This is a genomic window from Winogradskyella bathintestinalis, assembly GCF_030407435.1.
GTDB lineage: Bacteria > Bacteroidota > Bacteroidia > Flavobacteriales > Flavobacteriaceae > Winogradskyella > Winogradskyella bathintestinalis.
Window position 1 is genome coordinate 193,381 of record NZ_JASDDK010000002.1, and the last position, 24,084, is coordinate 217,464.

Here is a 24,084-nt window from a genome sequence, read left to right on the forward strand (position 1 = left end):
GTATTAATTCAGTTAAACTATTCGATACAATTCTGATATAAGAAATAGAATTACACGAAATGATAAGAACCTTTTAGGTTCAAAATTGGATATAGTTATCCTTTAAAAAAACTGAATTATACTTTAGGGGGTTGGAAAAGTGATTCCAAATATCTGGAAGTGAAGTCTACTTTATGTAAATTATACTGTTTTTTCTCTTCAAATTTTAGTTGCTTGGTTAAAGCCAAATTATTGTTCGCAATAATTAATACCAAAGGGTGACAACACTGATTATGGGAATGGACTGGTGTATTCTCCTTATCTGGGTTATGATGATGTTCTTCATTTTTAGCATCGCTGTCAATGTAGTCTTCAACTAAATATTCAAAGAAAGAGTCGCCATAAACTTTATGGTTTTGATAATGGGTAATTACATTTGAAATTTCTTTAATTGGGCCACAAAAGTCCATATCTATGCTTATCCCTTGAAAAAAGAATAAAATAGACATTGATATGGAAACAATTATTTTCATATAATTTAGACAAATATACAAATTAATCAATGCACAAGTTGTGCAAATAAATTGATTGGTAAATTATAAAAACCATAAAGCATTTTTTGCATTATCTGGAACACCATTATTAAAGCGTGGTGCTATTTGTGCAACCATTTCAGGATATTTTATGGTAATTGGTACATTTTGTTGTCGTAGTGATTTCCAGTATAGTCTGCTAAACTGATATACTTGCGTTAATAATTCTAATACTACATTTGCATCTTCAAAAGCATCTTCATCTGGACTGCTTATTTTAATTTTTATTGGAAATGGATAACCATCTGTATCTGCATAGCGTTGTGAATTGGGATAACGTGCGTTGTTAAACAACAGAAATTGGTTTTCACTAATACGTATGTATGTACCACTAACTGGCATTAATTTTTTATTCCAATTAAGGTCGTAAGCAATAATATCTTCCGCTTCGGTTTTATTGATATTAAGAATGTATAAAGGCACTTTTAAGCCTAATGAATGCATCCCACTTATAATGGGTTTTAACTCTTCGTAACTCATTTCCTTGTAAAAATGAATGACCACTTTATCTGCTTCTGCAACCGATGTAAAATCCCTAATGGCTTTACAGATACTACCTGCTAACAGGTCTGTTTCTGTTTGGTCGAAATATTCAAACTTTCTAAATAAGCCATTATTTTGAAAACTAAAGGCACTTGCAATATAACGTCTGTTCTCGCCTTGATTGGTAAATGCTCCAACACCTATTACTAATTCTTTTTTATCGGTTACTGCCAACTTCCACGGTGCACCGCCTAATTTAGCGTGTATAGCCAATGCCATATTTTGTAACGAGAATTGAAAATTGTATTGGTTTTCTATATTCTCAACCATCTTATGATAATCTACCACTTGGGTTACTATGCCTTCGTTTAAGAACAGTTCTTTGATTTGAATATAGATGTCGCGGTCTTCTGGATTTGGCGTGAACTTATCAAAAGGACTTAAATAAAATGCTGCATAGCGCACAGTATCGTGGTCGAAAGATAATTTTTCTAACTGCTCTGTAATTTCTGGTATTGGGTCGTTTTGGTTAGTGAACTCAATGAAATGTTCTTTAGAAGTTGCAGCCTTAATATTTACGTAATCTTCAATCCCTTTGAAATACTTTTTTTGAGAGGTAACACCAGATTTAAGGTTGTTATAAAAGGATTTAATGGCTTCTTTATGAGAGGTATGGTACACAAAGAAAAACTTAATGTTTTGATTATTTGGTCTCTTATAAGGATTTAGGTTATTCATTGCCAATTTAGGCACTAAATGCGTTTTTTTATTGCCATATTGGTCTTTGCCAAATTCCAGCAAACCCAATCGTGGGTCTATATGATTTATGCGGTTACGTGGTACATCTATAAATGCATCATCTTTAAATGGAAATATGGCTTTAAAGTCTTCGGTAAATAAGTAGTTTTTCGCAAAGTTGTTGATGAGTGCCACATACTTTTGGTATTTGTTGGCTTGACGTACTGGTTCTTCAATAGGAATATCCAAAGCTCTTGCCAATGGTAAACTAAAAATTGGAAATGCTTTGTCAAATTCTATAGCATTATAAAATTCTTCCTTTTCCTCTGTGTCGAGGTTCATTTGATAGTTGATTGTTTTTTGACCATAAACACAACGTCTAATTAACTCTGTTTCCTCAATATCCTTAACTGACTTTGTGAGGACTTTTGATGTACCATCAAACGACACAATAAGTTCTGGTAAGTCGGTAAGTTTAGCAAACTGAATTTTAAACGAGAATTTGTAATATAGGTTATAATGTTCTGTATTTCCTTTAAGTGATGGTATCCACACTTGCACATCGCCTACAAAGTTTTTGACAACTATATAATCTTTTGATTGAAAATAGCTTCTTAACTGATGCTTCAAATATTGCTTATAGATTCTTAATTCTCTACCATTAACCAAATTAATTTTTATGCTTGGTGCATTCGGTATTTGATTAGTAAAGGTTGTAAATATTTGGTCTGTATTGGATAAGTCTATATCTGGAAACGCCTCTTTAATCTGCCTTGAAAACTTTGATTTATGGATTGGGTGACTGCCTTCTATATCTTCTAAAGAAAAGAAAAATGTAGGTGCGCTATTAGGCCATTTAAAGTTTAGTATGTTGGTTTTGAGATGTTCCATAGATAATTTCTTTAGTAGTTACATAAACCCTATTTAAATTGTTCTGTTATTAATAATCCTTTTTCAATTACAGTAGCAACATCGTTACTGTTTTTTGCTTGTGCATTTAGAGAGCCTAAAACTTTTAAGCTTTCTTCTGTTTGGTAATCAATAGCTTGTTTAAAAAAAACTTCAATAGCTTGTTCTATTCTGTTTTTTAAGGTTTTAAGTTCTTTTTGATAGTTGTCTTTTTCTTCTGCTCTGGTAAGGGAATAATATTCGCCTTTTGAAGGTCTTTTAATTCTTTTATCCAATTTGTATGCTCTATTTAAAAATGCTTCTAAACGCATTGCAATCATTTCTTGTGTTGCCATATCTTAACTGTTTTCTATAATGTCTCGTTCTTCTTGTGTTAAATCATATAAATCGTACACCATAGTATCTATTGTTTCTTCTCTTTGGGTGATTTGGGTTTTTAACTCTTGGGCTTTTTTCTTGTTGTCCTCAAAGAGTTCTAACCACTCAAACTCGTCTTTTTTGGTCAATGGTGTGCCACCTGCTTTTTTAATGGCTTTGTTGAGTTCTTTTATAAAGTCTGCAAAGTCTAACTCGTGCCAGTTTTCGAGTTTGCGAGTTAGTTTTTCAATTTGTGTACTTACTGAAAAGTACTTTATAAACTTATTAGTATAATCATTCAATTCTTTGTTTAAATCAAGTAATGAAACGACTAATTTTTTAAATTTTTCTTGTTCCTCAACAGTTATTTTTTTTACTGGTATTGTTCTAATGTCAGATAAGGTTAATTGAGAAAAATCATCCTTTGAAGCAGTCGTTGAGCCTTTAGTTTTCATAAATGAAAATAACTTACTATTGATTAAAGCCAATAAGTAATGTATTTCGTAATTATCATTTGTTATTTTAAGATTATAAATATCTTTTTTATTGACAAACTCATCACTTACAAGTGAAGCCATAATTCTAAATTGTCTATTTATTAATCTGCGTATAATTATTCTTTCATCTTGGAAAAAAGAATAATCTTTTGGCTTCTCTCTTAAATTATCGCTGTAATGTACCCAAGAAAATTCTTCAGACTTCTGATACCTTCCCAAATATCCAGTAAAGTATTTTTTATACCCTTCAATATAATCATCACTAACATCATCTGAATTTGGTAAAATCCCTCTTATGGAATCACTAATATCATCGAGAGTAATTGTGTCTTTAACTATTTTTGGTTGAAGAGTGTAGAAAAAAGGATTTAAAACAACTTTTAAAGAATCCAATTGCATCCAAAACTTGGATGGAAGCAATAATAAATTTCTTTCTTCAATTAAACTGGTATCGAATTTTTCACGGGCTCCAAACTCTAATACTCTTGAGTAATATTCTTCTGATTTTTCATTATTGAATACATAAATACCTGTATCAACATAGGCATCTTTAAAAACATCATAAGGAAGTTTAATACCTATTTCTAATTTCAAATTTGAGGCAATAAACTTTCTTGTACTATTATATTTATCACCTGTTTGCCACGAAACAGGAATTATGTAGCTACTATAAGAAGATTCTTTTGTAATTCTACTTGCTAATTCTATGAATGAAGTATAAATATCAAAATTTGATTGAAAACTAATAAAATTGTTAGTTATATATTCTCTAACGGATTCAGACAATTTAGCACCATAAGGTGGATTCCCAATCACTACATCAAAACCACCTTTATCAAATATCTGCGAGAATTGTTCTTGCCAATTAAAGGCTTTATTGCCTGCAATGGTCTTACTATCTATAAGGCTATTACCACATTTAATATTGTTACTTAAATCGTTGAGTTTTCTGCGTGGTTGCGCTGTACGTAACCAAAGCGATAGTTTGGCAATTTCTACCGATTCTTCGTTTAGGTCCACACCATAAATGTTGTTTTCTAAAATGGTGTTTTCTATATCGCTTAATATTAAGCCACCACCTAATACTTTAGATTTCAACTCATCTATGTAACGATGTTCTTTAATTAAAAAATCTAATGCTTGGTTTAAAAATGCTCCAGAGCCACAAGCTGGGTCGCATATCGTAATTTGTAATAACCATCCACGATAGGTATCTAATACCACTATTAACTCTTTTTTAGTGCTTTGGTGTGTGCCTCGTTTAACCTCAAAATAGGCTTCTTCCTTAAAGCCTAATGTTTTCTTTTTTTCTTGGCAGAGTTTACCAACGGTGTTTTCTACAATGTATTTGGTAATGTATTTTGGGGTATAGAATACGCCATCTTTTTTACGTTTACTCTTTTGCTTATCGAACTCGCCACCTTCAATTTCGGCATTGACGCTTTCAATCTCGTTGAGTGAGTTTTCAAAGATGTGTCCTAAAATATTAACATCTACCTGACTGCTAAAATCGTATTTAGCCAGTTTGTAGGTGTGTTTGTAGAGTAAGTCATCATCGATTTCCAAACTATCGAGAATAGCATCTGGTTTAAAGAGTCCGCCATTGTAGGCATAGATTTCTGCTCTTGATGTTGTGCCTTTTCTGCCTTCATCTAAAAAATGAAAATATTGTTTAAAGAGGTTGTATAGTGGACGTTCGTCACCAAAATCGATGTCGGCTTTCCACTTATCCAGAATTTGAATGGTTGAGTTTGGTGGCAGTAAATCTCTATCTTCTGCAAAGAATATGAACAGGAAACGGTCTATGAGTTTCTGTGATTTTTTGAACAGGGAAAGTTTGACGTTTTTTTCGAGGGCTTTATTTTCGTTAGCGTTGTTTTCTTCAAGAGATTGTCGCGCTTCGCTCGCAATGACAGCATCACTTTTTATACGTTTTGCATTTCGTTTTACGAGGTCTCTAAAGAGTTCGCGTTTAAATACCGAATAGTCGTTGTAAAACTGTTTGGTGATTTTATCTTCTTCTACTAAAGAGGCTTCTTTAATAGTTAGTGGTAGGTTATTAAGAATATTGTCTTTTTGTAAACAGAGATACAATAAAGCAAATTCTTCTGGTGCTAATTGAAAGAGATTGAACTCTAAAAATTCTGTAGCATCGTTAATGTAAAACCTCAACTTTTCAAAATTGGATGTAATAATATAAACACAGCCTTTTTGGTTGGCTTTATAGTCGAACGCTTGTTTGCGGATGCTTTCTAAATCTTTGGTATTGGTTCCTTTGAGTTCAATAACACCAATGGCTTTAGCTTCTTTTAAAATAGCGCCATCTGCCTTACCTGCTCCTTTTTGGTTTTTAAACTCGGTAGTAATATTAAAGTCTGGTTTTGGGTTCAGGGTATAATCCAAGACATTTACAAACAACTCATCCAGAAACTTTGCCTGGTATTGTTCTTCTTTAGAGTTTTTAATATTCTCCTGAATGATAACATTGTGAAAATACTTGGTGTATTTTTTATAGGCACGCTCTACTACTGAAGCATCTTGTTGCGCCAAATAGGTTTTTAATACTGATGTTTGAAATAATGCCATTTAGAAGCTATTGTTTTTTTTTGGTTAAGTTCTTAATTTCCTGCTCTGCTTTTTTGAGGATTTCCGTACTGTTGGATTCATCCTTAATCATATTGACAATTTTATCTGCCATCCAAAGGTTTAGCAACTCATCTTTATTTTTGTTTAAAACCTTTGCTAAATCTTCTACCTGTTCACGTCTTGCAGTACGATTGCCTCGCTCTATTTTGCTTAAATAGGCTACATCCATATTAAGGTTTGCAGCCATTTCACGCAAAAGCATATTGCGCTTTTCGCGTAATGAACGTATGTACTCTCCAAACTCCATAATAGAATTATTTAGACTTGTCAATATTTGTCTAATTTAAGAAAAGGAAAGAAAGAAGTAAGAAAAAGATATAAACAGTTATTAACAGCAAATGAGGAAGTTAAGGATTTGAGGAAATCATTTAACTCATATCCTTTAATCCTTAAAATCCTTAATTACTCTTTTGTAGTATTTGAATATACATTGTGAGCTTCTCGATGTATTAATCCAGCCTCTACAAATTTGGTAATGTAACCTTCTGCTGTTTTATGTGGTATGCTCTGTTTGGTTGCCAAGTCTAAATAGTCTTGTCGGTTAAACTGTTTTGGCAAATGCTCTAAAAAGCGTTCTTTTCTATTTAAACGTTTTGTTGCTTTTTGCTCAATAGGTAAGTCGTTGAACACTTTACTACTATGCTTAACTAAAATTGAAATAATGGTTAAAGCATTTTCAAAGTCCACATCTTCACATTCTTTAGTTGCATTAACATCGCCATCTTCCATAATGCGAAAAACGGTAAATAGCATCATTATTCTAAATGCAATTAATCCTAATCGTCTAATGGTTGCAATATACTCTTCGGGTTGCAGGTTAATGTATTTGGTCTGTAAGGATTCGAAAAATATATTGAATTGCTCTTGTTGTGATTTGGTTAGTTGTACTTCAATCTCTGGATTGTTTTTAAGTGTTTTATACAAGCCTAAAAACTCATTACCCAATTGATTATAGTAATCATCTAAACTTATATTATTGTTGTTTTGAAATACATTTTTCCAAGTTGGTTTTATATTCATATAATAGAACATAAAACGACTAAATAAACCATTTTCAGCATTAGGTATTAATGTTGCTACTTGTTTTGGTGTGCCAGACAATACAGTAGATAAACACGGTTTTTCAATATCTACATATTCTCTATCGGTTCTACGATAATAGCTTATAGTTTCGTGATGAAAGGCTTTACGAAATCCATCGGAATAATTACCGTAATCGCTTTTAAAGGCTTGAGCTAACGTGTCGCCTTCGGTTTCAAAAATCAATCCTCTACCTTCATTGTCTGAAATTAATTGATAGACGCCAGTTACACTATTATTGGCAGGAATAAACAGCATTCGTTCTGGTGGCTTGCTTGGTTTCTCTAAATTTTCATCTTTACCTTTATTCATATTATACGTAGCTGTTTCCGTTTGGAATTGCTGCTTTAATACTTTGGCTTGTTCTCTTTTTAATTTATGCACAGGGTCTACCAAATTTTTAATTTGGTTAAGTCTGCCTTTACCTGCAGAAGCAGGTGCAGTTACGAATAAGTATAAATTACCATACACTTTACGCTGGTCATAGATTCCAAACAGTTTCGGAAAGCAGGCACTAAAAGCTGTTAAAGCACCCAACAATAAAATGTCCTTTTCTTCTTGACTGCTCGCAGGATTTACAACTTGTTGTAAAAACTGTGGAAGTGAATTATATACCTTTTCTGGAATAGTAGGCATAGATTCTTGTTGCTTTTCCTCTTTTTGTTCTGGTATTATCGTTTCGGTTTTTGGTACTCTTATACCTGCTTGGTGTGCGTGATGATAAAAGGTTGCAATTGTGATTCCGTGTCCTTTTGCTTTTAGACATTTATTAAATTGCTCGTCACATTCTTTAGTTTCATAACCTACATAGGCTTTACTAATTCTGTGATAATAATCTCTACCTATTTCTCCATATTCTTCAGCTAATGCGAAACCTAAATCTCGCCAAATAGCATAATTGCCAGTTATATCAATACCTGCCTGTTCGATAGCGGTTATATAGGATTCTATATCATTATTAGCAACAGCAACAACGTGAGTTGTTGCTTTGTTGCTTGTTGATTGTTGTTGCTCTTTTGGAACCTCTAACCATTCTTTTGGATTAAATATTTTGCTCATAATGCTTGGTGTCTTTTATGTAAAAAGGCTGTTGGGTCGTATGGTAAAAAACACGCTCTGGAAACGTCTTTACCGGACTGGTCAACCTCAATGTTATAGGTGTGTTTAATGTAATTTCCTACTGCTGTAAAGTATTCTGAATGTGATGTTTCGGAAATATCTATCCGAATAATCCATTTTAAACCATCGCCAGATGGCGAAATAAATAGCATTTCGGTTTCAAAATATTCATCATTTAATAATTGCTCTTTAAACTTTTGAATATTTTCTAAATGGTCGAAATCTATAGTTAGCAAATTGGAATGTTGTAACAAATTTTTATCGTTACGTTTTTCAAATGTTCCTGAAAAGGTGACGTAATCAAAGCGATTCGCTTTGAATTTACGTGCCTCTTTTACATCTGTTATTGCTCTTAACTCTTCGGTAATCGCTTTGTATTTATCACTTGTGATTAATGCAAATATTTGATGCAGTCGCATTTTTTCCGCAGGAAATACATTGCGAACAGGTGCTTTGAAAAAGCTACAGTAAGCATACCAGGTATCATCTGGTTTGTTTAACCATTCTAACTCGTCATTTTCCTTGATTTCTAATTTTAGATGTAGTGCTTCATTTATTTTCTGCAATAATTCTGCTTCATCAATGGTTTTAAAATGATATTGTGCAAATTCAAATACATCACCTTTAAAAGTTTCAATTTCGGTATCTCTATGGGTTGCAATCACTCCATCAATATGAATCCGTAAAGTTTCTTTTCCGCCATTAAATGGATTACGAGTTATCCCGCAGTCCCTTCCTTTTACGGAAAGGACTATTGTATCAGGATAATACTGTCTTAACACGTAGGCATAAATCTTTAAACCATAATGTGTTTTATCTAAAATTGCTTCTCTACTTATCTCCATTGTACTTGAAATTATGGTTGTAGTAGTTGTCTTGAAGCAATTGCTCTATGTCAGCAACTTTGTAATAGAACTTGCCTTTTATTTTACTGTAAGGCAATATTCCGTTAGTTCTAAAAGTTTGTAAAGTTCGCTTACTAATGTGTAAGGTCTGCAATACATCTTGATTGTCTATCCACGTATCTTTTAAGACTTCTGCTCTCGATTGTCGTAACAATTCGATACGTGTTTTTAAGTCCTTTATTTCTTGAGAGAGTGCCAAGAGTAAATCGATTATTTCTGTCATAACTTTACCGCTCCTTTCTTAATTAGGTAATCGGCAGCTTGCTGTTCGATTTCGTCTTGTGAGTCCACACGGTTACTTAACAACCATTGTTCTAACTCTACACGATTAAAATAAATTTTCTTACCATTCGGTTTGTAATGCGGAATGGTTCCTGTACTTGTAAGTTTGTATAAATGGGATTGTGATAATTCCAAAAACCTACACGCTTCGTTAAAGCTCAATACGTTTTTTACAATAATGTTTCTGTCTAAAACGTGTTCTTCAATAATTTTGAGACGTTCTAATATTTCGTCCATAACTAATAATTTTAATATAGTAAATGGACATCTGGCCAAATGTCATTCTTGTATTTCAAGAACAGGACAAAGGTTTAAATTTGGCTCGCCGATTTTAGTAAGAGTGTAAAACAAGGGTAAGACAACAGTAAGGTTTCTTACTATTCTTACTGTTTTTTATTGCAGTTGTTGGATGATTTTATCTATTTCTTCCTTTTCTTTTGGATTGTGCACTTTGTTTTTATGAAGATTATTTGCTTTAAGTGGTGTATTTGTTTTGGTTATAAATTTTCCAGAACGCTCAATTGCTGTAGGATTAAAACCTTTGAAAAATGGTTTTAGCTTTGTTACCAAGTAACTAAACTGTGTTGTTTCGCATTGAAGATAGATTTGCGATTCTGTATCTTTAAAATCTTTTGCTATTAATAGCTTGTGTAACTGTTCAACTGTTGTTCGGTTATCTAATACATCTATTTTTAAATTTAGTAGCTTTAGTACAGTTAATAAGGTTGAGGTGTCTTTGTTTTTATAACCAAATGAGGTTTTTGGTTTCGCTGTAACTTTCGGTGCTTTTTTAGTAACTGTTTTTTTATTGTTCGTTTTTTCTATCTGATTAACATCAAACGTGGTGTCATTAAAATACTTTTCAGCTATTTCTAAAATTGTGAAGTTTGCGTTTTCTGAAAATTGTCCATATTGTTCTTGCAGTTCAGCATATAATCGTATTACAGAAACTTTTAAGTAGTTTATGATATAATTATCATCATTACTTAAATCTGCTGTTATTCCTCTTTTATCTATAAAACTTGCAATGTCATTTAAGTACTTGTCAAATTTATTAAGCAGAATAGTAAAGCTGTATTTATTTTCTGGAATTGTAGCATTTTTAGGAAATTCTTTTTCAAATGATACTAATGTCTTTTCTGTTTCATTATATATTAGCTTTTGGTAGTATTCTTTTTTAGCATTTAAAGGCTTTTTAAAGTTTACTTTAAAAACTGCTTTATTAGCTTTTGGATTCATTTTAAAATCAGACAACAAGTATTTAAAATCCTTTTCCTGTTTATTATCTCTGTGTAAGCCATTGGTTATAGAAACCAAACTCGAAAATATACTTGCTTTCATTATAAATCCAGTTGAATACGGTTAGCAGCTTCTTTCTTTTTATCGTCAATTACTTTGGCATAAATCTGTGTTGTTCTTAACTCTTTATGACCTAATAATTTTGATACAGTATATATGTCTGTTCCTAAAGTAAGCTGTAAAGTAGCGTAAGTATGGCGCGCACAATGGAACGTGATATTCTTTGTAATACCTGCTTTCATTATCCATTGTTGTAGTTTTAAGTTAGACCAGGCACTATAATGTAAACCTTGAAATACTTTTTCTTCGGGTTTACCTTCATCGCCTAACAATTCTCTTGCTTGGTCTGAAATAGGCAAGGTTTCAACGCCTTTAGTTTTCTTTTGTCTGAAACGAATGTAAAATCCCATTTCTTTAGAATGTTGGATTTCTGACCAAATCAGTTTTTCAATATCAGACCAGCGCAATCCGGTTAAAGCTGAAAAAATAAAGGCATTTTTTAGAATAGGTAATTCGCATTTTGTATTTACTGCTTTTTGTAATTCATCAAGTGTTAAAAATTCTCGTTGAGGTTCGCCTTGTTTAAAATACTCTACACCATTAGCAGGATTTACTTTTAAAATACCATCTTTAACAGCTTGTTTAAGTGCTGCCGAAAATTTACCATAATATGAATATTTAGAATTTTGAGACAGTTTTTTACCTGCTCTACCTATTGCATCTTTATCTAAATACTCTTTGAAACGCTCAACAAACGATTTGTCTATATCTTGAAAACTAACATCAGTTGGACAAAAGGTTTTTAAATGTTTTAGCATACTATTCCAATTCCCATAATTGCCAGAGCTTGTATTTTTCTTTTCTGCTAAAGCTGTAATGTAAGTAATAAAACTGCCTTTCAACTTTTCAATATCTTGAAAGCCATAGATACCATTTTGAATTTCGATTTGTCGCTGTGCACAAATAGTTTCCGCCAATTGCTTGGTTTTCTTGTTGACTTCTCTTTCGGTTTTGGTTTTAGGGTTAACCGTAAGATATAAACGTAAATATTCTGTTTTGCGTTTACCCTTATGATAGTAATCTAAATACAAACTTATTTTGTCGTTCTTCTTGCGTTGTCTCAATGTTACTTTCATAGGATGCTAATTAAAAAGGTTTTCTATTTGCCATCTGGCTACAATACGTTTTCTGCCAAAAGGGACAGCTTTTAAACGTCCTTGTTGAATCATTCTTTGAATGGTCCATCTACTAACACCAATAAGTTGTGAGGCTTCTGTAACGCTTAAAAAATCCTTATTGTTTACAGCATTGGGATTGTGAACCTCAACCACTTCATTTTTTTGCTTCATATCCGCATCAAGAGTAGCTTGGATTTTGTCTTTGCGTTTTCTGGCCTTATAGGCTTTTTTAGCGCAAGTATCGCCACAGTATTTAGTTACTGTTGTACGTGCTGTAAACGCATTTCCGCAATGTTTACAAATTTTTGGGATGTATAAATTACTGCTCATAAATGGTGCTTTATGTAGCGTTATGGTGCAACGTGGTGCGTTATGGTGCATCATTTCGCCAATATCTTCGCCAACAGAAATGGGCAACAAAACCGAATTTAAGGCAACAGATATACAACAAATTTAATCAAAAAAGAGCAAATAAACAACAAATAAAAGAAGATAAAAACTTATAAAGTCAACAATAACAAGGGATTAACAAATAAAAGAAAGTAAGTTACTTCCCGATACAAAAGTTAGCGAATATATTACCCAACAAATCATCATTAGTAATCTCACCTGTAATTTCGCCAAAGTGGTACAAAGCCTGACGAATATCAATTGCCAATAAATCTCCAGACAAACCAGTTTCTAAACCAAATTGAACCTTTTGAATTTCTTCAAAAGCCTTTAATAAGGCGTCATAATGACGTGAATTTGTGACGATGGTTTCGTTATTTCTTAGCGCCCCTGTGTTTATTAAATCGAGCAATTTATTGGTTAACGCTTCTACCCCAAAACCAGTCTTTGCAGAAATAGGAATGAGGTTTGGGACATGTGGTTTTAAATTGGTAATTAAATCTGCGAGTTCAGTAGCTGTTATCTGGTCAATTTTATTTAGAATGACCAAAAGCTGTTTTTGCGGAAATTTATTCTTAATTTTTTCAATCTCGATTATAGTTTCCTCGGCAATTCCCCCTTTGGGGGTTAGGGGGCTTATATACATAACCACTTGCGCCTGCTCAATCTTTTCGAATGTTTTTTTTATGCCTATACTTTCCACAACATCCTTAGTGTCTCGGATACCTGCAGTATCAATAAACCGAAAACCAATGCCTCCTATGGAAATTTCATCTTCAATAGTATCTCTAGTTGTTCCTGCAATTTCAGAAACTATAGCTCGGTCTTCATTTAATAAGGCATTTAGCAATGTCGATTTCCCAACATTTGGCTCGCCTACTATGGCCACTGGAATCCCATTTTTAATCACATTACCCACAGAGAAGGAATCTATTAATCGTTTTAAAACAAATGTAATACGCTCAATGAGTTGTTTAAATTGAGTCCGGTCTGCAAATTCCACATCTTCTTCAGCAAAGTCCAGTTCTAGCTCAATTAAAGACGCAAAATTTAAAAGTTCTTCACGTAATTTGGCAATCTCAGAAGAAAATCCGCCACGCATTTGCTGCATGGCTATTTGATGAGAGGCTTCGTTATCACTAGAAATTAAATCCGCTACGGCTTCCGCCTGACTTAAATCTAGCTTACCATTTAAAAAAGCTCGCAACGTAAATTCTCCTGCTGTAGCCATTCGGCAACCCTGTCTTAAAAAGAGTTGAATAATTTCTTGTTGAATATAAGACGAGCCATGGCAAGATATTTCCACAACATTTTCGCCAGTATAAGAATTCGGATCTTTAAAAATAGACACCAATACTTCATCAATAGTTCGTTCGTTTTCAACAATATGACCTAAGTGAATGGTATGAGTTTTCTGTTTTAATAAATTCTTATTTGAAACCGACTTAAAACAAGTTGAAGCAATAGTTATTGCTTCGTTACCAGATAAGCGTATAACCGCAATCGCTCCACTTCCCGATGGTGTGGCTAAAGCTACAATAGTATCGTTATGCATATTCACATTCTTTGTTGCAAAAGTATTGTAAATTATGAGAAACTTTAAATATGTAAGTTCAACTTTAAGAGATTCAATATAATATTTGGTTTTAAAGCAATGTTTTTATATTTGTATTACCTAAAATTTAGAACCCTTAGTTAGTCGGAATTATGAAAAAAATCATCCTGTACACAGTTATTAGTCTTTTATTTTTTGGTTGCAAGGAAGAACCAAAACGAACCGATTTTATAATAAAAGGTACAGCCAATGACGTCTATAATGGTGTAAGAGTTCATCTGAATATTACTGACGATAGAGGAAGAGACAAAACCGTTGAAACTAAAATGGTTGTAAACAATCAATTTACTTTTGAAGGTAAAGTAAGCGCACCAACCTTGTATAATATTACTATAAATAGTATACCGGGCAAATTACCAATACTGATAGAAAACAGCGAAATCTCTATTGATATCAATAAAACTAACATAGTCAAATCTAAAATCACAGGTTCTAAATCCCATAATCAGTATGAGGTATATCTAACAGAGATTAATGCTTTTGAAAAAAAGTTGCAACCTATAAATCTGGAACTGAGAAAAGCGAGATCAAAAAGGGATATGGTAAAACAAGATGCGCTATCAAAACAATTAGAAGCCATTGAAAATGAAAAATCACAATACATAATTGATTATATAAATGAAAATAATGAGGATTTCTTTAGCTTATATCTTATTCAGGAAGCTATTAAAAAACCAAAATTGGATATCGAAAAATTTAGGAATGCTTACAATAACCTAGCGGCTTCTGTAAAATCCACTAAGGCCGGCTCTGCAACTAAATTAACCTTAGACAATCTTTATAACATCCATATGAAAACTAGCAATCTCAAAATTGGTATGGTGGCTCCCAATTTTAAAGCACCTAATGCCGATGACCAAATGATTGCACTTGAGGATCTAAAAGGAAAAGTCACTATCATCGATTTTTGGGCAGCTTGGTGTGGACCTTGCCGAAGAGAAAACCCGAATGTAGTTAAGGTTTATAATGAATTCCATAAAGACGGTTTAGAAATAATAGGCATTTCTCTCGATGGTACTCGGGGACAAAAAGACCCTAAAAAAGCATGGCTCGATGCCGTTGAAAAAGATAAGCTCACATGGACGCAGTTATCATATTTAAAATATTTTAATGACCCAGTAGCTAAACTTTATAATATACAGTCAATTCCTGCAACGTATATATTGGATAAGGAAGGTAGAATTGCCGCAAAAAATTTAAGAGGTAACGCCTTAAGACTTAAAGTAGCTGAATTATTGCAAAAGTAAGTTGAAAATTCTGCTAGTTTAGCTTTCCTGTTTTATGCAGCACAAATAAGATAATTATTGGGATGGCTAACAAACCGATATGGCCCAAATCTGTTTTAAACAAACTCGGCATTAATAGTAGTGTTACAATATAACCTCCTATCGCACCACCAAAATGGGCATCGTGACCAATGTTACCAATTCTTTTTTTCATTCCATAAATGGAATATAATAAATAACCAATACCAAATACATATCCGGGAATCGGCACAGGAACAAAAAACATATACAAATCCATTTCGGGTCTCAATAATATAGCTGAATACAAAATTCCTGTCACTGCCCCACTAGCTCCAATCGCACTATACCAATATTCATCTTTATGAAAATAAAGCGATAATAGATTACCAAATATTAAACTGGCGAAATAGATTATTACAAAATTGAATGCTCCCAATTGCAAAACAACCACATTTGCAAAGATATACAGGGTAAACATGTTAAAAATAAAATGCGCCATATCTGCGTGAAGAAACCCTGAACTTATCATCCGTATCTGTTCACCACGTTTTATGCTTCCTACATTGAATTTGAACTTCTCAAAAAACGCACGATCTCCAAATCCTTTAAAGGATATGATAGCATTAGCCGCAATAATTATAATAGTCACAATACTTATTCCCAAATTACCCATAAAAACTATTTCTTCTAATTCAAATATATATATTTGCACTTGAACTCGTTTATTATTTTTAAGTTTTAAAATTAAATATTTTGTATTGCATTAAAATCATATTTTATTTGTATAGCCCTGAAACGTTAGAGCCGTAGATTTAAAATAACGCATATCATTCAACTTTTTAATTTTCTAACAAATTGATAACGTAGCGCGTTCATTAAATGCAATCGTACCCTAATGCAACTCATTGTTTATATTTTAATTTACCCTATTCTTTGGCTCATTTCAATATTACCTTTTCGGTTACTGTATGGGCTTTCTGATTTCGTTTGTTTTTTTGTTTACCGCATTTTTGGTTACAGGAAAACCGTTGTAAAAGAAAATTTAAGATTAGTTTTTCCTAATAAATCAGAACAAGAAATTTCAACCATTACAAATAAATTCTATCATCATTTTTGCGACATGATGTTTGAAGCTATTAAATCTTTAACGATTACCGAAGCGCAAATGAAAAAACGCTTTAAGTTTACCAATGTAGAAGTATTAAATGATTTAGAAGATAAGAATAGAAGTGTAATATTGATGTGTGGCCATTACGGCAGTTGGGAATGGATTTTTATTTTACAAAAATATGTAAAGCACAAAGGATTTGCTGTTTACAAACGTTTGGCAAATAAGCATTTTGATAAATTAATAAAACGTATTAGAGCCAAATATAATTCGCACCTAATAACCACAAAAGAAACATTTCAGGTGCTTCTTAAAAGTAAGAAGAACGGTGAATTAACCATTAATGGTTTTGTTTCAGACCAAACTCCCAAGGCAAGCAAAGCATTTCATTGGAACGAATTTATGGGCATTAAAGTCCCTATGTACACGGGAGCCGAAATGTTGGCTAAAAGATTAGATATGGCGGTTGTATTTTTTAGTGTAAAACGCATAAAACGTGGATATTATGAAACCACTTTTAAGACCATTTCTGAACATCCAAAGGAATATAAAGATTTCGAAATCACTGATATATTTTTCAAACTTCTTGAAGAACAAATTATTAAAGCCCCTCAGTTTTATTTATGGACGCATAGACGCTGGAAGCATAGAAATAAGGTTCCTGCTAAGTTTCTTTAATCGTTACGTTAAGATTTATTAATCGTTACGTTAAGATTTATTAAAATTTAGTCTGTTATCAAACTTTACTAAATTACATTTCAAACCATAAATCTACATCCACCGCAGTACATGGTTGATCTAGCAGCGTTTTATGTACAAATTCATTATTGCACTTAGAATATTCATAATCTTTAGACCATTCGTCATGTTGTTTAGCTAGTTCAATTACACTATTACAAACAAATTTTATTTCAGCATTAGTCGTCGTTGGGTGAACAGACATACGTATCCAACCGGGCTTACGTATTAAATCTCCAATAGATATTTCATTGGTTAATTGATGAGACATTTGTTGGTCTACATGCAATAAAAAATGACCGTAGGTTCCTGCACAACTACAACCTCCACGTGTTTGAATTCCGAATTTATCATTCAACAATTTTACAGCTAAATTAAAATGCAAATCATCTATATAAAACGAAATCACTCCTAATCTATCTGTATGCTGACCGGCTAGAATATTTATATTAGGTACGTTAGCAAGCTTTTCGAAAATAATATTTACGAGCTCATGTTCACGCTTCAACATATTAGTTACTCCCATTTGTTCTTTTAAACGAATAGAAAGCGCTGTTTTTATAGTTTGAAGGAAACCTGGTGTACCACCATCTTCACGATCCTCAATATTATCGATATACTTGTGTTCTCCCCAAGGATTCGTCCAACTTACGGTACCTCCACCTGGGCAATCTGGTACCATATTTTTATATAACTTTTTATTGAAAACCAAAACACCCGAAGTTCCTGGACCTCCTAAAAATTTATGAGGTGAAAAGAATATCGCATCTAGTTGAGCTGCTTTATCATTGGGATGCATATCAATATCTACATATGGCGCAGAACATGCAAAATCTACAAAACAAACCCCACCGTGTTGATGCATTAATTTTGCAACCTTATGATGTGGAATCTGAATACCTGTTACATTAGAGCCTCCTACAATAGAAGCTATTTTAATGGTACAATCTTTATATTGAATTAGTAATTTTTCTAAATTCTCCAAACAGAATAGACCGTCATCATTTGGCGGCACCACCTCAACTTTTGCCATAGTCTCTAACCAAGTTGTTTGGTTAGAATGATGCTCCATGTGTGAGATAAATACGACTGGTCGCATTTCATCTGGAATCATCGTAAAGTCTTTTAAATTCTCAGGAACCTTTAAACCCAAAATACGCTGAAATTTATTAACAACGCCTGTCATACCATTACCCGAAACAATAAGAATATCATCATCATTGGCATTGACATGATCTTTAATAATGTGCCTTGCTTTGTGGTATGCTTTGGTCATTGCTGTACCAGAAACAGTAGTTTCAGTATGTGTATTGGCTACAAAAGGTCCGAAATCATTTATCAGTTTTTCTTCTATTGGTCTGTATAATCGACCAGAAGCTGTCCAATCTGTATAAATAATTTTTTGCTTTCCGTATGGGGATACAAAAGTTTGTTCTTGACCTATGATATGGGGCCTGAATTTGCTGAAATATTTTTCTAAATCAGAAGTTTCAGTTTTTAAAGTTTCAGAAATTAACGTCATATCCATGTTTTAAGGTTAAGTTCCGCTATTATAAACGGGATAAATGGCAATTAATATAACTCAATTTATCAATAAGAATTATGAGTTTCAAATTTCAATCAAAGGTACTAAATATTAGCAATAGTACTTATTTCCCCTATAAAACGGTCCGCTAAAGTATCTGCCGTTTCTTGCGATGGAGCTTCCGTATAAATTCTAATAATGGGTTCTGTATTACTTTTTCTTAAATGTACCCAACTTTCAGCAAAATCAATTTTTAAACCATCTATTGTCGTTAGTTTTTCATTACTGTAGTTGGCTTCCATTGTTTTTAAAATTCCATCAACATCCAATCCTGGGGTCAATTGAATTTTCTTTTTACTCATAAAATAGTTAGGGTAAGTTGCTCTTAATTCACTCACGGTCATTTTCTTTTCAGCTAATAAACTTAAAAATAAAGCGACTCCAACTAAAGCATCTCGACCATAATGCGATTTCGGATAAATTATACCTCCATTACCTTCTCCTCCAATAACCACGTTATTTTTCTTCATTAAATCAACAACGTTTACTTCACCGACGGCACTTGCCTCATAAGTTCCTCCATGTTTTTCAGTAACATCGCGCAAGGCCCGAGTAGAACTCATATTACTTACCGTATTTCCAGGGGTTTTGCTTAATACGTAATCGGCACATGCCACCAACGTATATTCTTCACCGAACATTTCACCTTTTTCGTCCATAAATGCTAAACGATCGACATCGGGATCTACAACAATTCCGAAATCCGCATGTTCTTTCACAACGGCTTTTGCTAAATCGCTTAGGTGTTCTTTCAAAGGTTCTGGATTATGGGGAAAATGACCCGTTGGTTCACAGTATAATTTTACAGCTTCTACACCCAAACGTTCTAATAATAATGGTATGGCAATCCCTCCAGTAGAATTTACACCATCCACAACTACCTTAAAATTAGCATTTTCTATAGCTTTTTTATTAACTAATTCTAAATCTAAAACTTCATCGATATGTATATCAATATAAGCATCATTAATCGTTATTTTTCCTAAGTCATCAACTTCGGCAAAATTCATGTCATTAGATTCGGCAATCTTCAAAATTTTCTGGCCTTCTTCACCATTTAAAAATTCTCCTTTAGCATTTAGAAGCTTTAAAGCATTCCATTGTTTTGGATTATGACTCGCAGTTAAAATAATACCACCATCTGCATGTTCTAGTGGCACAGCAATTTCAACGGTTGGTGTGGTTGACAATCCTAAATCAATAACATGAATTCCTAATCCGACTAAAGTATTCATCACTAAATTCTGAATCATCTCACCAGAAATTCGCGCATCACGACCAACAACAACTCTATAAGATTCTTTTTGGCGTTGAGATTTTAGCCAGGTACCATAAGCTGCTGCAAATTTAACGGCATCTATCGGTGTTAAATTTTCATCTACAGTTCCACCAATGGTGCCTCGAATTCCTGAAATTGATTTTATTAAGGTCATAAATTTTTGATTTTCAGCAAATATAAATAGATATACTGTTTTTCACTATTATGTTATTATGAATTTGTAAATTCGACACATGAATTTTCTCGCCCATATTTACCTCTCAGGAGACAACGAACTGATCACTATTGGCAACTTTGTTGGAGATGGAGTTCGAGGAAATAAATACAAATTGTACCCCTTAGAAATTCAAATGGGTATACTGCTTCATAGAAATATTGATACATTTACTGATGCTCATCCACTTTTTAGACAATGCACCAAAAGACTGCATAAAAACTACAGTCATTACAGTGGAGTTATAGTTGATATTTTTTTCGATCATTTCTTAGCAAAAAATTGGACGACTTATTCCCATATCCCATTAAATATATATATCGCGGATTTTTATAAGAGTTTATCCAAACATATACCAATTCTTCCACCACGTTTTAAAACTTTAGTTCCTATGATGATTGAAGGAAATTGGCTACTCAGTTATGCTACGATAGAAGGTATTCAAACCGTTTTAAACGGCATGAACCATAGAACAAAAGGTCGCTCTAAAATGAATGAAGCCACTAAAGAGTTGAAAGCACATTATGAAGCTTTTGAAAACGATTTTACGCTATTTTTTGAAGACTTATTAAGCTTTAGTAAAATAAAACGTAAAGAAATTGAAAAACAGTTTTTGAATAAAATTTGAACATAAAAAAGCATAACTTCTTGAAATCGAAAAAAAGATTAAAAAAAATACTAAAAATTATTGGAGGAATTATAATATTCTTCACGTTACCGACGCTTTTGCTATTCGGTTTTATGTATTTAAAATACAACGAAGATTTACCAACAGGACCACAAGGTGATAAAGCCGATTTATTAGCCACTAAAATGCTTGGAGCCCTGGATGAAGATGCTTATCTAAATACCGATTATTTAGAATGGACGTTTAAAGACAGACACCATTATAAATGGTATAAAGCAGATAATATTTGTGAAGTATCTTGGAGTAATTTTACAGTTATTTTAGATTTAGAAAATCGTGATAATTCCAAAGTATTTGTTGTGGAACAAGAATATAGTGGAATAGAAAAAAATGATTACATACAAAAAGCAGTAGATTATTTCAATAACGATTCGTTTTGGTTGGTGGCTCCTTATAAAGTCTTTGATGATGGTGTTGAACGTCGGTTAATAACAAACACCGAAAATCACGAAGCAGCTCTTTTAGTAACTTATACCGCCGGAGGCTCTACACCTGGAGATTCATATTTATGGCATTTCGATGACACAGGAAAACCTGAGAGCTTTCAAATGTGGGTAGATATCCTCCCGATTAAGGGATTAAAAGCCACTTGGCAAAATTGGACAACAACAGAAAGTGGAGCGCAATTGCCTACGTTTCATAAATTTCTAGTGTTTGGTTTAGAAAATGAAAACATCAAAGGTTTAAAACTCTGATGTTTTTAAAAAACTGGCATACTCAGAACTTGTGAGATCCTAATCCTCATTAGCAATGACTATTTGATTAACAAATAAATATATGATTCATAAATGCGTTAACGATTCTAACCTACTTAGACCGTTGGCCTACAAACTGCTGAGATTTTAGCTTAAACAATACATTAAAACTTGTTAAACTACCATAACTTCTTGTTATATATTGTTGTAAATCTATCTTTTCTTGTTCTTCTAAATTACTAGAATTTATCTTTTGTTCCATAACACGTAAGCGATCGCGAACCATGGTAATTTTATGAAAGAATTTATCTATTGGTAATTCACTAGATTTTAAATTAGCATCTGCCGGTTGCAAAATAAGCTTTCCTCCTTTCCATTTATCAGCTATAGTGATGACTTCAGACACATCAGACCATTTCCTCAGTAGAGACTTTAAACTGCGTTCAACCTCATAAAAACTAACCGTATCGACATCATCTTCTATAGCTTCAATGGTTTCGAATTCCGAATCTAAATCTATAGTTTCTAATCCATTCTCAATAAACGTAACCCAATAATGTTTTGAGGTTACATTTGTAACGACTCCGATACCATATTCTATATGATTAATTCTCGATCCTATTCCTAATAATTTCATTTTTCAGTAATTGTTAAATATGATTAATAAAAAACTAAAATAATAAAATTTAATTCCTATAAATAGCATCATATTTCAAAACTTATGCTTTTTATAAAGTGCTTGTCTACTCACTTGAATCTCAATATTCTTACCATATTATAAATATAAAACTATTATTTACATTGTTATATTTCGGATTTTGTTTTGTCATTAGTGCACAAAGTGAGCCTAGAATTGGTGATGAACTTGTTATAAAATCACCAACTGCGCAAGCATACCAATATATTAAATTTCCTAAACCTAATATTCTAATCAAACGAGGTACGGTTAATAGCTATAAAGATGTATATGAAAATGAGGTTGTAATCAATGAAGTTTTAACAAAAGACAATGGTGACGTCCATGTAAAATTAAAAAACAAAGATGGTACCAATTTTTTTGGATATGTAAGTATCGTAAAAGCTAATTATTCTAAAGCCATTGAATCTAAAGAACTAGTGATAACTCCGTAAATTCGGTATTCAACATTATAATAAAGTGTTCTGCTTATGCATAGCATTTTTTACTTAAAAGTCAATTTACTTAGTCTACCCTTACCTGCTGCATACGCTACAGAATCATTTAAAAATCGTATGGTATAAAACCCAACATCGCTTAAGTGTATCCAAGTATCACCTCCATCTTTACTGTAATCAATACCTTTAAATCCAACAGCAACTAATTCCTTTCCTTTTCTATTAGGTATGTATTGTACGCAACTTCTATAACTTGGTCCTTTTCCGTTGGCAACCACTTGCCACGTCTTTCCCCCATCCCTCGTTCTTATTTTATTATTCAACGTATCGTTAGGCTTGGTATAATCACCACCAATGGCAAACCCATTATTTTTATCGTAGAAATCTATAGAATATATACCAGTCGTTTCAACGCCTTGTATGATTGGTGTATTGTAAATTTCCCATGTTTTGCCTTTATTTGGTGAGTACATTATACGACTTGCTTTTCCGCCAGTGGCAATCCATGTATGATCACCAACAATTGAAATATTAGTATCACTTGCTGCAAAAGCTGCTTCACCCTCTTTAGATTTTGGTAAATCTTTACAAGATAGTTTATCCCAAGTATCTCCTCCATCTCTCGTGATTATTACACTCATGCAATCATCCGTTGGGTCACCTATGGCGATGCCTTCTTGGTCGTTCCAAAAATCCATGGAGTCGTAAAAAGCGCTTTTATGCGTTTCTTTATACACCGTATCAAGACGCTCATGACCAGCCTTTAGTAAATAGGCTGGACTTCCAATGGTTAGTCCAAATTCGCCTTTAGTGGTAGTCGCAACCGCACGATAATTCAATACAATATTTGAATCCTTTTGTTCAAAATAATCATACATAATAGTCGTATCTGGTTTATTATTTTGTCTAGATTCTTCTATAACTAACCCACCACGACCATCTGCACTCAAAAACAAACAACCTCTGTTCTTTTTTAGTAAATCTATCGCCCTAATATTTAAGAGTGAGTCCTGCATCAAATGATGTATGTCAACCGTAGTAAATTCTCTAAAACTTTTAGATTCATTAGACTTACATGAACTTAATCCAAGTAATAAAAAACAAATTATAAACCATTTCATCCCGTTAAATTTTCTTAAAAATAAGAAAGCACAACAAAATAATAGTTATTCAACCTAACAAATAAACAAATGCTTACCTTTGCACGTTATTTTTTTGCAGAAATAATATACTGCAACTGAAGACTGATTAAAGAAAGAAGTAGGAAGCCAGAAATTGGAAGTTAGGAAACTAAAACATTTGTGTTTTATCATATTTTCCTATAAA

The 24,084-nt window shown here is 32.9% G+C and carries 23 protein-coding genes; 5 read left to right on the forward strand and 18 right to left on the reverse strand.

Annotated features, from left to right (window positions below; translation table 11 throughout):
* Positions 1-116: 116 nt before the first annotated feature.
* The 13 genes from QMA06_RS05760 to mnmE form a co-directional block, all read right to left on the reverse strand.
* Positions 117-512 (reverse strand): hypothetical protein, encoded by a 396-nt coding sequence (locus QMA06_RS05760; protein WP_225035681.1) that lies wholly within the window; start codon positions 510-512, stop codon positions 117-119.
* 63 nt (positions 513-575) lie between these two features.
* Positions 576-2,684 carry a Piwi domain-containing protein gene (locus QMA06_RS05765; RefSeq protein ID WP_195872702.1) on the reverse strand — a complete coding sequence of 703 codons (2,109 nt, stop codon included), beginning with the start codon at positions 2,682-2,684 and terminating at the stop codon, positions 576-578.
* A 29-nt stretch (positions 2,685-2,713) separates the two neighbouring features.
* On the reverse strand, positions 2,714-3,037 hold the full coding sequence (locus tag QMA06_RS05770) for a hypothetical protein (RefSeq protein ID WP_195872703.1): 324 nt from the start codon (positions 3,035-3,037) through the stop codon (positions 2,714-2,716).
* 3 nt (positions 3,038-3,040) lie between these two features.
* Entirely contained in the window at positions 3,041-6,142 is a 3,102-nt protein-coding gene (locus QMA06_RS05775) for an Eco57I restriction-modification methylase domain-containing protein (protein WP_290205921.1), read from the reverse strand.
* 7 nt (positions 6,143-6,149) lie between these two features.
* Complete coding sequence (locus QMA06_RS05780; RefSeq protein ID WP_290205922.1) at positions 6,150-6,449, reverse strand: helix-turn-helix domain-containing protein; 300 nt, start codon at positions 6,447-6,449, stop codon at positions 6,150-6,152.
* Between the two features lie 155 nt (positions 6,450-6,604).
* Entirely contained in the window at positions 6,605-8,341 is a 1,737-nt protein-coding gene (locus QMA06_RS05785) for a DUF3987 domain-containing protein (RefSeq protein ID WP_290205923.1), read from the reverse strand.
* Entirely contained in the window at positions 8,338-9,246 is a 909-nt protein-coding gene (locus QMA06_RS05790) for a BT4734/BF3469 family protein (RefSeq protein WP_290205924.1), read from the reverse strand. The genes QMA06_RS05785 and QMA06_RS05790 overlap by 4 nt, the downstream gene beginning before the upstream one ends.
* Positions 9,233-9,529: a helix-turn-helix domain-containing protein gene (locus QMA06_RS05795; protein WP_290205925.1), complete on the reverse strand. Its 297-nt coding sequence runs from the start codon at positions 9,527-9,529 to the stop codon at positions 9,233-9,235. The genes QMA06_RS05790 and QMA06_RS05795 overlap by 14 nt, the downstream gene beginning before the upstream one ends.
* Complete coding sequence (locus QMA06_RS05800; protein ID WP_195872709.1) at positions 9,526-9,825, reverse strand: helix-turn-helix domain-containing protein; 300 nt, start codon at positions 9,823-9,825, stop codon at positions 9,526-9,528. Before QMA06_RS05800 ends, QMA06_RS05795 begins: the two co-directional genes overlap by 4 nt.
* Before the next feature lie 156 nt (positions 9,826-9,981).
* The gene (locus QMA06_RS05805) at positions 9,982-10,929 is read right to left on the reverse strand and encodes a DUF6617 family protein (protein WP_290205926.1); all 948 of its coding nucleotides are present in this window, start codon (positions 10,927-10,929) and stop codon (positions 9,982-9,984) included.
* On the reverse strand, positions 10,929-12,023 hold the full coding sequence (locus QMA06_RS05810; RefSeq protein ID WP_290205927.1) for a site-specific integrase: 1,095 nt from the start codon (positions 12,021-12,023) through the stop codon (positions 10,929-10,931). The genes QMA06_RS05805 and QMA06_RS05810 overlap by 1 nt, the downstream gene beginning before the upstream one ends.
* Before the next feature lie 6 nt (positions 12,024-12,029).
* A complete protein-coding gene (locus tag QMA06_RS05815) occupies positions 12,030-12,482 on the reverse strand; it encodes a helix-turn-helix domain-containing protein (protein ID WP_290205928.1) in 453 nt (150 codons plus the stop codon).
* A gap of 130 nt (positions 12,483-12,612) precedes the next feature.
* Positions 12,613-14,010: a tRNA uridine-5-carboxymethylaminomethyl(34) synthesis GTPase MnmE gene (mnmE, locus tag QMA06_RS05820; protein WP_290205929.1), complete on the reverse strand. Its 1,398-nt coding sequence runs from the start codon at positions 14,008-14,010 to the stop codon at positions 12,613-12,615.
* Positions 14,011-14,162: 152 nt separating this feature from the next.
* Here mnmE and QMA06_RS05825 point away from each other — a divergent pair, with 152 nt between their 5' ends.
* On the forward strand, positions 14,163-15,317 hold the full coding sequence (locus QMA06_RS05825; RefSeq protein WP_290205930.1) for a TlpA disulfide reductase family protein: 1,155 nt from the start codon (positions 14,163-14,165) through the stop codon (positions 15,315-15,317).
* 13 nt (positions 15,318-15,330) lie between these two features.
* On the opposite strand, the gene QMA06_RS05830 is transcribed toward QMA06_RS05825, so the two are convergent.
* Positions 15,331-15,990 carry a rhomboid family intramembrane serine protease gene (locus tag QMA06_RS05830; RefSeq protein ID WP_290206627.1) on the reverse strand — a complete coding sequence of 220 codons (660 nt, stop codon included), beginning with the start codon at positions 15,988-15,990 and terminating at the stop codon, positions 15,331-15,333.
* Positions 15,991-16,212: 222 nt separating this feature from the next.
* On the opposite strand from QMA06_RS05830, the gene QMA06_RS05835 reads away from it, so the two are divergent.
* A complete protein-coding gene (locus QMA06_RS05835) occupies positions 16,213-17,103 on the forward strand; it encodes a lysophospholipid acyltransferase family protein (RefSeq protein ID WP_290205931.1) in 891 nt (296 codons plus the stop codon).
* Positions 17,104-17,176: 73 nt separating this feature from the next.
* On the opposite strand, the gene QMA06_RS05840 is transcribed toward QMA06_RS05835, so the two are convergent.
* Positions 17,177-18,685 carry an aminotransferase class V-fold PLP-dependent enzyme gene (locus tag QMA06_RS05840; protein WP_290205932.1) on the reverse strand — a complete coding sequence of 503 codons (1,509 nt, stop codon included), beginning with the start codon at positions 18,683-18,685 and terminating at the stop codon, positions 17,177-17,179.
* Positions 18,686-18,792: 107 nt separating this feature from the next.
* Positions 18,793-20,181, reverse strand: coding sequence for a phosphoglucosamine mutase (gene glmM / locus QMA06_RS05845; RefSeq protein ID WP_290205933.1), 1,389 nt, complete (start codon positions 20,179-20,181; stop codon positions 18,793-18,795).
* Between the two features lie 79 nt (positions 20,182-20,260).
* Here glmM and QMA06_RS05850 point away from each other — a divergent pair, with 79 nt between their 5' ends.
* Both QMA06_RS05850 and QMA06_RS05855 read left to right on the forward strand, forming a co-directional pair.
* Positions 20,261-20,869, forward strand: a complete 609-nt coding sequence (locus QMA06_RS05850; RefSeq protein ID WP_290205934.1) for an acyl carrier protein phosphodiesterase — start codon at positions 20,261-20,263, stop codon at positions 20,867-20,869.
* A gap of 20 nt (positions 20,870-20,889) precedes the next feature.
* A complete protein-coding gene (locus QMA06_RS05855; protein ID WP_290205935.1) occupies positions 20,890-21,624 on the forward strand; it encodes a hypothetical protein in 735 nt (244 codons plus the stop codon).
* Between the two features lie 112 nt (positions 21,625-21,736).
* Here the strand turns inward: QMA06_RS05855 and QMA06_RS05860 are convergent, their stop codons facing one another.
* Positions 21,737-22,261 (reverse strand): hypothetical protein, encoded by a 525-nt coding sequence (locus QMA06_RS05860; protein WP_290205936.1) that lies wholly within the window; start codon positions 22,259-22,261, stop codon positions 21,737-21,739.
* Positions 22,262-22,425: 164 nt separating this feature from the next.
* Between QMA06_RS05860 and QMA06_RS05865 the strand changes: the two genes are divergently transcribed.
* Entirely contained in the window at positions 22,426-22,755 is a 330-nt protein-coding gene (locus tag QMA06_RS05865; RefSeq protein WP_290205937.1) for a hypothetical protein, read from the forward strand.
* Positions 22,756-22,805: 50 nt separating this feature from the next.
* Here QMA06_RS05865 and QMA06_RS05870 read toward each other — a convergent pair whose 3' ends face one another.
* A complete protein-coding gene (locus QMA06_RS05870) occupies positions 22,806-23,879 on the reverse strand; it encodes a WD40/YVTN/BNR-like repeat-containing protein (RefSeq protein WP_290205938.1) in 1,074 nt (357 codons plus the stop codon).
* Between the last annotated feature and the right edge of the window lie 205 nt (positions 23,880-24,084).